Source organism: Lentimicrobium sp. S6 (assembly GCF_013166635.1).
Classification (GTDB): Bacteria; Bacteroidota; Bacteroidia; order Bacteroidales; family UBA12170; genus UBA12170.
This window is the reverse complement of the sequence record NZ_JABKBZ010000047.1, coordinates 31,409-42,467: the sequence shown is the minus strand read 5'-3', so window position 1 is coordinate 42,467 and position 11,059 is coordinate 31,409. Positions and strand designations below refer to the sequence as shown.

General features: G+C 34.8%; 5 protein-coding genes. All 5 read right to left on the bottom strand.

The window, feature by feature from the left end; genetic code table 11:
- Positions 1 to 1,076: 1,076 nt before the first annotated feature.
- Positions 1,077 to 4,061, bottom strand: a complete 2,985-nt coding sequence (locus HNS40_RS14800; protein ID WP_172282190.1) for an Ig-like domain-containing protein — start codon at positions 4,059 to 4,061, stop codon at positions 1,077 to 1,079.
- A gap of 136 nt (positions 4,062 to 4,197) precedes the next feature.
- Positions 4,198 to 7,137 (bottom strand): Ig-like domain-containing protein, encoded by a 2,940-nt coding sequence (locus HNS40_RS14795; RefSeq protein ID WP_172282188.1) that lies wholly within the window; start codon positions 7,135 to 7,137, stop codon positions 4,198 to 4,200.
- Between the two features lie 197 nt (positions 7,138 to 7,334).
- Complete coding sequence (locus HNS40_RS14790) at positions 7,335 to 9,233, bottom strand: pyruvate carboxylase subunit B (RefSeq protein ID WP_172282186.1); 1,899 nt, start codon at positions 9,231 to 9,233, stop codon at positions 7,335 to 7,337.
- A 31-nt stretch (positions 9,234 to 9,264) separates the two neighbouring features.
- Positions 9,265 to 9,444 (bottom strand): hypothetical protein, encoded by a 180-nt coding sequence (locus tag HNS40_RS14785; protein WP_172282184.1) that lies wholly within the window; start codon positions 9,442 to 9,444, stop codon positions 9,265 to 9,267.
- Between the two features lie 9 nt (positions 9,445 to 9,453).
- On the bottom strand, positions 9,454 to 11,010 hold the full coding sequence (locus HNS40_RS14780) for an acyl-CoA carboxylase subunit beta (RefSeq protein WP_172282182.1): 1,557 nt from the start codon (positions 11,008 to 11,010) through the stop codon (positions 9,454 to 9,456).
- Between the last annotated feature and the right edge of the window lie 49 nt (positions 11,011 to 11,059).

The following is an 11,059-nucleotide window of genomic DNA, read 5'->3' as shown; positions in this document are numbered from 1 at the left end:
ATTTATTATGACCTCAAACAAAAGGTCATTTCATCATTGGTATAAATCATCAATTACAACAGATTTCTCAGTCGCAGCCAATGCTTCTCCTTCGAAATGACCTCATTTTCGGTGATACAAAAAAGGCGCACAAACCCATTAAATACTATATTTACGTTTGTGCGCCTTTTCTCTCCACCCGGGTTTGCAGGGTCATTTCGACAGAGTGTAGCGATGGAGAAATCTCCATTAAAGTGAAATCCCAAACAAGGAACAATAAATCCCCTCCGAAAAGAGGTCATTGCGATCTTGACATAGGAAAGCACGGCAAGCTCACCAAATAAGAGTAACCATTTATTATTACCTCAAACAAAAGGTCATTTCATCATTGGTATAAATCATCAATTACAACAGATTTCTCAGTCGCAGCCAATGCTTCTCCTTCGAAATGACCTCATTTTCGGTGATACAAAAAAGGCGCACAAACCCATTAAATACTATATTTACGTTTGTGCGCCTTTTCTCTCCACCCGGGTTTGCAGGGTCATTTCGACAGAGTGTAGCGATGGAGAAATCTCCATTAAAGTGAAATCCCAAACAAGGAACAATAAATCCCCTCCGAAAAGAGGTCATTGCGATCTTGACATAGGAAAGCACGGCAAGCTCACCAAATAAGAGTAACCATTTATTATTACCTCAAACAAAATCACTCCAATAGGCCAGTAGTAAAAGTAATTTCTCAGACCAATCCTCTGGCCGGCCCAAATTGCAAATCATCAATCTAGGAAAATCTCGATACCGAAAGGACCGACCTCAGCTGGAGAACCAAAAAACAAGCTATATTTTCGTTATGAAATGCTTCTGTCTGAGGTTTTTATTGCTAAATAAAAAGCGAGTTTGAAGTATTTTAGAAAATCTAGTGTAGCTTTTTTGAGAGAAGCAGGTGTAGTCTTGATTTTTTGTTTCGTTTTGTATCAAGACAAAATGAAAATTGGTCAATAGAAAGGATGATAGATTAATAAAAGAAGTAGAACTAAGAATTATGATTATTCTTAGCTCTACTTCTTAGGCCATAGGATTTCAGGAGAAAGCAGAATTTACTGTTTCACAAATTTTCTCGTCAACTCCATTTTACCATTCTTACCCATCAACTGAAGGAAATAAAATCCCGGAGGAAGGTGCTGAATAGAGATCTCAATATTATAATTGGACTCCTCTAATAATTGCCCATGGAGGCTATAAATTCTATAGGTTTCAAAATCCTTGTTCTCTGTTTGGATATACAGCGTTGTACGAGCAGGGTTAGGATATATCGAAACCTCTGCTGCAGTTTTCTCCATTTGCTCATTAATTCCTGTAAAACTTCCTCCACCTGGAACAGAATCATTTTGGTAGCATTCTAATAAATCTGCCACACTATTTAATGCCCCATCAATGGATTCTCCATAGCCACTTTCTGGATGATAATAAAACTGAATGGCATATTCAAATGTCATACTTTCTCCACTAGATAAAATATGAGAACCACTAACTCCAAGCATTTGCGCATCAGAATCTGAATAACAAATATTCTGATTACTTAAGGAATTATCAGCTCCAAAATCCAATGGATGATCTGGATATACATAATCTATAGGCGCATTAAGCGACCAACATGGATAAGGATGATTTAAATTCTCATCCCAAGTCCCATTTAAATAATGATATCTTTTATTAGCACTATAGTTATCAGGCCACATCGAATGACCTGTGACCACCTCAGTAAACTTATCCAAATTTTGATTTAGTATAGAAAACAATGTGATTGGGGGCTTATTTGGCCAGTATGATTCACTTGGAGCAATATTTAATCCAGGATAAGAGTAAAAGGTATTTAGCTGTGTATCACAGGCAATAAATAGTTTATTACGTTCACTAGAGCCAATATTTCCATACTTATTCTTTGCATATAGACCTAGTTTAAAATCCTCATAATTAATGCTTGATTTATTAACTACTTTGTACTTAATAAAAAATGTATTATTAAAATATTCAGAATCTGGACGATTAAAGGCATATACTAAAGTATAAATATCAACACATAATGAATCCAAAGGAGGTCCATATTCACCATTTCTATATCTTCCATCATTAACAATATATAAAACAGCCTCATCTCCTCTTATTTTTGGATAATCTCCATTTTCGGGATCATAAAACCCATTTTCATTTACATCAATATATTCAGCTCCTTCATAGGAAACTCCATTATAAATCGTTTGTTGCGATGGCCAACTTAAAATACTTTCAGGGATTTGATAAACAGAATTACTCCAATTACTCATATGATATTGAATTTCTTCTTTTGACACTTTCCAAGTTCGATAATATTTCTCCTGATATTCAGCTGAATAGTCATCAGCCAAAGGACCAGAAACAAAATCAGCACCATCATAAACTGAAGCATTTCCTGACACCCTTTTGATCTCTTGATTGGTATAATCTGCCATCCATGGTTCTAGAATATATATTGGTTGCGTATAGGATTGATTTGGATACTTTATATTTCCATAATGGAATCCATTTGGGCTGATTGTTAAGTCAACATTATTTATTCCAAGTGTTGAATAAAAAGAAGGAGACACATAGTTTACATAAATATACTTCATTACCTTAATAGATTGATTACCATCAATAACATTAAAAATGATTTCAATCCTATCAGATAATTCATAATCATAATTATGATTCCACTCATTATTTATTAAGCCATCAAATTTATTTACATCAAATGAATAGGTGTTATTATACCAAACATATTTCCCAATTTCAGTATCGATTGTATAATGTATAGAATCTGGAAGATTAGTCCCTTCATAGGGGTTTATTTCTATCACATCACCCATTGTATAGTCGATATATTCATCTTGCACTTGAATACTATCAGGAGGCAATACATGAATATATATTTTGCTAAGCTTACTTATTAGGCCTGATACAGTATCTTTAGCTTGATAAGATTTATCAAACCAGCCTGTTTTATTAGAAAAATTAACGAATAAACTTTCCGTTCCAGTTTCATGTATGACTAAACCATTTCCTGAAGGATTAATATCATTTCCTAAAGGAAATACTTCAACATCATCAATAGTATAAACATACTCCACCGTGTCTATAACAGCAACAGGGATATCTACCATGGGCTGAATATCAACTATTACTTTCCCAGGCATTGATTGAAGTCCATTCTCTGTGTTTACTATATCATATCTAAAAGAAATTCTGCTGGGATAATTCTCAGGAAGATCAATTTTAATTTTTGAGTTTTCAATACTCAGAAACTCATTACCTGTTATGGAATGAATATCAATATTTTCTTGTGGGGTATCGTTTGAAAGAACGTCAAGGAAACTCACCTGTCCTGCTTGAACTTCAAAAGTATCTGCTCTAACAATAGGAGCATCCTCATTCTTACTTACAAATATAAAACCGCTACCAAAAGAAACATAATGATGCCCTCCCGCTTCTTCTACAACATAGGAAAATGAACTTGGTCCATTATAGGGATTAGAAACATATCTTACCGATTGGGAATCAGGTAAAATTTCAATATTTCCACCATAAAATGTGGATACAGAAGTTAGTTTCAAATTCTCATTCCCTAAATAAATATCATTTTCAATCAGATTCAATTCAATTGGCACTTGGTTTTCAACAAATATGGTGTCAGCTATGGGATGTACAGCATCTGCATGCTCTTCATAACTCACACTTATATAGGCTTTATCAGTTTTTCCATGGATATCTTTTATACGATATTTTATTCTCTGAGCATACAGATAATGACTAGTTACCGTAATAAACACCTGACTGCTGGAAAAAGATATTTCAAAACCTTCTTCATCATACACTTCATCAATATAAATAGAGTCCCCATCAGGATCATAATCATTATCGAGTACATTTACAGTATAAGTGCCCCAACTGTGAACAATCAAATCATCATCAACTGCCACTGGGTTCTCATTTTGGGCAAAAGAAACACTAATTTGAAAAAATAAAGAGCTTATCAGGAATAAGAAATAGTATGGTGTTTTCATCATGCGATATTTTTATGCTACCAAAACTAATCATTTTTTATTATACATAGCAAATGATAATGCAACAATTTATTATAAAGCTAGATATAAATTTTATCTAATGCAAAGAAACCATATTATTTCACAAAAGACTAATAGCTTACTGCTTCACAAACTTCCTCGTCAACTCCACTTTACCATTCTTACCCATCAACTGAAGGAAATAAAATCCCGGAGGAAGGTGCTGAATAGAGATTTCACTTTCAAATTTAGACTCCTCTAATAATTGTCCATGTAGGCTATAAATTCTATAAGTTTCAAAATCCTTGTTCTCTGTTTGAATATACAGAGTTGTACGAGCGGGGTTAGGATAAATTAAAACATCTGCCACAGTATTGTTCATTTGCTCATGAATACCTGTAAAGCTACCTCCACCTGGGATGGAATCATTTTGGTAGCATTCAACAAGCTGAGAAACTCGATCTAGGCCTTTATCCACTAATTCAAATAATCCATCCTGCTGGTTACAATAAACAGAATATGCAACTTCATAGTATTGTGTTTCTCCAGCATTTAACTGTAAAGCCTCAGCACTACCTATTCCATCTCCTGTTCCATTATCAATACTCCAACCCTTTTCATCAAATGCAAAAGCACTTGAGCCATAGGGGTCATCAATTTCAGATGGAAACACATAATTTAATGGGGACCAATTCATCCAAAGTGGTGGATTCTGAATAGGAAACTCACTATTATAAATCCCCATCATATTTGCATATTTATATCTCGGATCACTATCCACATCTCCATAAGTTAAAAATTTCCCCATTTCATGATTTAGAAATGTAGTCATTCCAACATATTGGTTTTCATTTCCAGCAACAGGATAAGAATAAAATGTATTTAGGATAGTATCGCATCCCATATGATTATACATATTATAATCATCGTGAAGCACCAATTGGGCAAACCTGAAATTTGGATAATCAATATCTGACTTATTGACAATTTTGTATTTCATAAAAAAGGTATTCTGAAATAAATCAGATTCAGGTCTATCAAAGGCATAAATTAAAGCATAAATATCAATATTTAAGGAATCGATGGCCCTATAATCTCCTAACCTACCATCATTAATTAAGTATAAAATAGCTTTATCCCCTGAAATTTTCGGAAAATCTCCATTCTCTGGGTTATAAACTCCATTTTGATCAAAATCAACATAGTCAGCTTGTTCATAATTCAAGCCATTAAAAGAAATGATATCTGCTGGCCAATTACTAATGATCTCTGGTATTTGATAATCTTCATCATTAAAATGGGCCATATGATAATCAATTTGTGACTTAGTGACCATCCAAGTTCTAAAATACTTAGAATCATACTCTGCATGATAAGCATCCTTAATCGGACCGTTTATGAAGTCAGTATTATTTGAACACCAAATATCCCCAGAAAATTGCACATCACCTATTCCATTATGATCATTTGCAATCCATGGCCTTATTTGCTCTAAAAAATTATTAGCCTTAATATACTTATGCGTAGGTTTAAATGTTTTATTAAAATGCAAACCAAATGGTGTTACGGGAATGGAGAAATTATTGATATCCAAATAAGAAACATTTTGATGAATATCGATTTTAATGGTAAAATATTGACTAATATATTGTGGTATCCCATTAAATTCAAAACCATAATCGCATCTTATTGTTTCGACTAATTCACCTATAAAATCAGATATATAGTAAGATGGTAAAACCTCTGGATCAATAGTAAATGAAACAATATCTCCATTAGCAGTTACTTCACCTAATTCCTCTATTGACACAGCCCATAGGCTTAAAGAATCAGGTAAATTTGTATATGATCGAGGATTGAAGTCCAAAGATTCTCCTAATCGTATATAAAAAATATCTTCTTCAACTTGGATACTATCGGGTGGTTTAATTCTATAATTGCAAATAACTTGTTCACTCAATAAATCAGAACCCTCATTTTTACATCTATATTCTCTGCTTGTCCATCGATTAAAATGCTGCATAGATGGTTCTGTGTAATAATATGTAAAAATGGTATCATTATTGTCATTCAATACCAAAGGAGTATTGGCATAATTATAATCATTATCCAAGGGACGAATAAAAACGGTATCAGCAAAATCATATTCCAAACTATCTACTATGGCCAATGGTCGACGATACTTATCAACTACTTGAATCATAACCCTAGTCTGCCAGGTGTAATATCCATTCTGCCCATCATAAGCCTGGTAATCAAAATTCAGATCATATGAAACTGCATCAGGGCATGTGATTTTCAATTTGTTATTTTCAATCTGAGCATAGGCTGGCAAACCAATAGTATCCAACACCAATGGATTTAGAGATTCATCATTGCCAAGCACATCAAAAGTCTTAGTCTCACCCATACTTATATTAAAGGTGTCTTTTATGCCGTATGGAGCTTCAGGATTTCCTCTGACATATGCAAAATTGTTCATCTTTTTTGAAACATATCCGTTACCACCCTGTTCTTTAACACGATAGCTGAATCCAGTTTTTCCACTTTTCAAACCTGCTGTATATTTAACACTTTGTGAGTCAGCTAATATTTCAACATTAGATGATGTGATATCCGTAATAATAAGATTCTCTGAACCTGTATATTCATCATTCTCAACTAAATTAATTATTTGGCTTTTTTGACATTCTAAGTCAAAAATATCTCGTACAGGAACCGGCACACTAGGATTATCCTCAAAATAAATATCAATATCTGCTCTATCGGTTTCTCCCGATTCATTTCTTATTCTATAATCTATACTCAAATATTCCCAATCATAGTAGATTAGTGCTTTGATAGTCACAATACTATCCTGAAAACTGATTTCAAAACCCTCCTCTTCGTCCAAATCATCAATATGAATAGCTTCCCCATTGGGATCGTAATCATTAGCCAATACATTTATATGTATGGTTCCATAATGCATCATTATTACTGAATCATCAACAGCCACTGGATCGTCAGCTCTTTGAGCATAAACTGTTGAAAAGCTAAAAATAAATAAGAAAATAATAAAGTAGAAATGTGTTTTCATAATCATTGAATTTTGAGACCCCTAAAATTAATAAAAATTACCATACCTCATTAAGGATAAAGAAACAATTTTTTATTTATTATACTTAACCTAAAAATAAAACCTCAAACACACAAAAAAGACGAGGAAAAATCCTCGCCTTTAACTATATAAATATAATGGCTGTTGTGCGGCAGACACAACAATACAGTCTACTTTTATTTAGGACTTACAATAAACAAAACATCATTCTTTGCAACGGCATCACCCGATTCAAAACATGCTTCAGTAATGACTCCATCCATTTTAGCTTCAAAGTTGTTCATCATTTTCATGGCTTCCACCACAACAACAACTTCTCCAGCTTTCACTTCGTCGCCTTTTTTCTTTCTATATTCTACTACCATTCCAGGAATTGGAGCTCTCATGGCACCTTCAGATTGTGTATTTTCAACAGCAGCTTTACGTTCTTTTTTCTTTCTACGAACTGGTGCTTTACCTGTTGGAATAGCTACTGTGAATTTATCACCATCCACATATACTTCCATTTCTTGCATATCAGAATCTACCTTTTTATCAGTCAACTGACCAGAAAGTGCTTTTGCAACGATGTCTTCCTCACGTTTCACTTCTTCCATGGTTTTTGGCTTCACGTCGGCTGGAATCTCTTCCTTACCATATTTCCATTTCAAGAAACGTTTACCTGTAACAGGATAAAGGGCTACAATCAACTCGTCATCTATATCTTTAGCTAAATCCTTAATGCCTTCTTGTACAGCTGGCATCTCATCTTCTAAAACACTACCAGGACGACACTCGATATGTTGCTCTCCTCTAGGATAATCTTTTAATGCTTTTTTTCTCAATTCTTCGTTGATAGGCTTAGTGGTTTTACCGTATAAACCATAGCATAAATCTTTAACCTGTTCAGTAATCCTAGAATATTCTCCTTCGTAAGTATCGAATAATACATTATTTACAGTCTGAACCCCAACAATCTGACTTGTAGGCGTTACCAAAGGAATCATACCTAAATCTTTTCTTACTTTTGGTAATTGTCTGAAAACCTCATCCAATTTATCTAAAGCATCCATTTGCTTCAATTGATTCACCAAATTAGATAGCATTCCACCAGGAGTTTGGTGCATAATCACATCAGTATCAATAATAGAATACTTTGGATTATTTGCTAAGTGCTTATATTTAGGAATTACTTTTTCCATTTCATTACTAATGGCAGAAAGTTTCTTGATATCAAAACCAGTATCACGGTTGGTTCCTAATAAAGAAATCACCAATGGCTCAAGAGCAGCATGTGAAGTGCGGTAGGCATATGGAGACATACAAGTATCTACAATATCAATTCCTGCTTCAATAGCTTTAAAGATGGCTAAATCACCCATACCAGATGTAAAGTGTGTATGAAGATTGATGGGAATATCAGTCATCTTTTTCAATTCAACTACTAGATTATAAATATCATAAGGAGCAACCAAACCAGCCATATCTTTTAAGCAGATAGAATCTACTCCAAAATCCATTAATTCTTTGGCTTTGTTCAAATAATACTCAATATTATAAACATCACCACCTAAACGAGGTTCTGTTAAAGTATAACAGATGGTTCCTTGGAAATGTCTGTTGTTTCTCTTCACTACTTTAGCCGCAGTTTCAAAGTTTCTATAATCGTTAAGGGCATCGAAACAACGGAAAATATCCATACCATTATCACAAGCTCTTTGCACAAAACTATCCACCACATCATCGGCATAGTTTCTATATCCTACCACATTCTGTCCACGAAGGAGCATAAAGAATGGAGTTTTAGGCATCACTTTTTTCAATGATCTTAAACGCTCCCATGGGTCTTCTCCCAAATAACGGTGCATGGTATCAAAAGTAGCTCCACCCCATGTTTCGATGGCATGAAAACCTACCTCATCCATCTCCTTTGCCATGGGAAGCATATCTTCTGTTCTTCCTCTAGTGGCAAATAAGGATTGGTGACCATCGCGGAAACTAAGGTCTTGAATTTTAATTGGATTACTAGCTTTTGGCCTGTCGGCATTATATTTTGTTTGGGTCATTTCTAAAACCCCGTGCTTATCAAATTTCATGATTGTATTTTTTAAAAAAAAGTTCTTTTATTTATTTCTGAGGGCCAGGATTTCTGCCTTTTCTTTGCATAAAATCTCTACCATCCATTATTCTTGCTTTACCCATTTGTCCCCATTGATTCTGAGGGTCAGTAGACTTATCACTCTCCTGTTGGAGGAAACATGCTACGGCAATGGCAGCGGCTTTTTTCTTTTTCTCTAATAAGGTCATAGTGCTGAATTATTGAGGAATATTACCGTGTTTTTTAGCAGGAACTAATTCTGTTTTTGAAGCCAGTGCATCAAGACCAGCAATCAAACGAGAACGAGTTTCGCTAGGAAGAATAACTTCATCGATATAACCACGCTGAGCAGCTAAATAAGGAATATTAAAAGCCTCTTCATATTCGCTGATTTTCTCTTGGGTTTTAGCCACCTTATCATCAGCTTCAGAAATTTCTTTTCTATATCCAGAAAGCACTTCAACAGCTCCTTTAGCTCCCATTACTGCAATTTCAGCAGTTGGCCATGCAAAAACCATATCAGCTCCTAAATGCTTAGAACTCATGGCTAAATAAGAACCACCATAATCTTTACGGCAAACTACAGTGAACTTTGGAACTGTAGCTTCAGAATAAGACCATAATAATTTAGCACCATGACGAATAATTCCATTCCACTCTTGGTTAACACCGGGTAAATAACCTGGTACATCCACAAAAGTAACCAATGGAATATTAAAAGCATCACAAGTTCTGATGAAACGACTGATTTTATCAGAAGCATCAATATCTAAACAACCTGCAGAAATCATGGGTTGGTTGGCAATGATTCCTATAGAACGATTATTCAATCGACCAAAACCAACAATGGCATTTTCGGCAAAGTGCTCATGAACTTCATAAAAATCATTATCATCAAGAACCTCTTCTATCACTTCCTTCATATTATAAGGTGTTTTAGGATCATCAGGTATGATGGTATCTAAAAGTTCACATTCTCTTTTTGGATCATCACCCATTTCTACAATTGGGGTATTCTCCATATTATTATTGGGAAGGTAATCTATCAAATCTCTAATTTGCTCGATAGTATCCTCATCGTTCTCGCAAGCAAAGTGAGCGTTTCCACTTTTCGCATTATGAACCATGGCTCCACCTAATTCCTCAAAACTAGTTTCTTCGCCTGTTACAGTTTTAATCACATAAGGACTAGTGATAAACATATGACTTGTTTTCTTCACCATAAATACAAAGTCTGTCATGGCAGGAGAATAAACAGCCCCACCGGCACAAGGGCCCATGATGGCAGAAATCTGAGGTATCACACCAGAAGCGCGTGAGTTTCTAAAAAAGATATCACCATATCCCTTTAGCGCATCCACTCCTTCTTCTACTCTTGCTCCACCTGAATCATTTAGTCCAACAATTGGAGCTCCAGCTTTCATGGCCAAATCCATTACTTTACAGATTTTAGCAGCATGCATTTCTCCGAGGGAACCTCCACGTGAAGTGAAATCCTGAGAAAAAGCAAAAACGGTTCTTCCATTGACTAATCCATGACCAACAATAACTCCATCTGACTCAATTTCAACTTTTTCCATTCCGAAATTGGTGGAGCGATGTCCGACAAAAGAATCTATTTCTTGAAAACTATCCTCATCGAATAATAAATCCAGACGCTCTCTGGCGGATAGTTTACCTTTGGCATGTTGCTTTTCTATACGGGCTTTGCCACCCATTTCAGCAACTTGTTCTCTTTTCTTTTTTAACAAAGAAATCTTATCAGCAACTTTCATATGCTTCGTATTAAATTTTTAGCGTAATAACAATCCAATATACTTATAC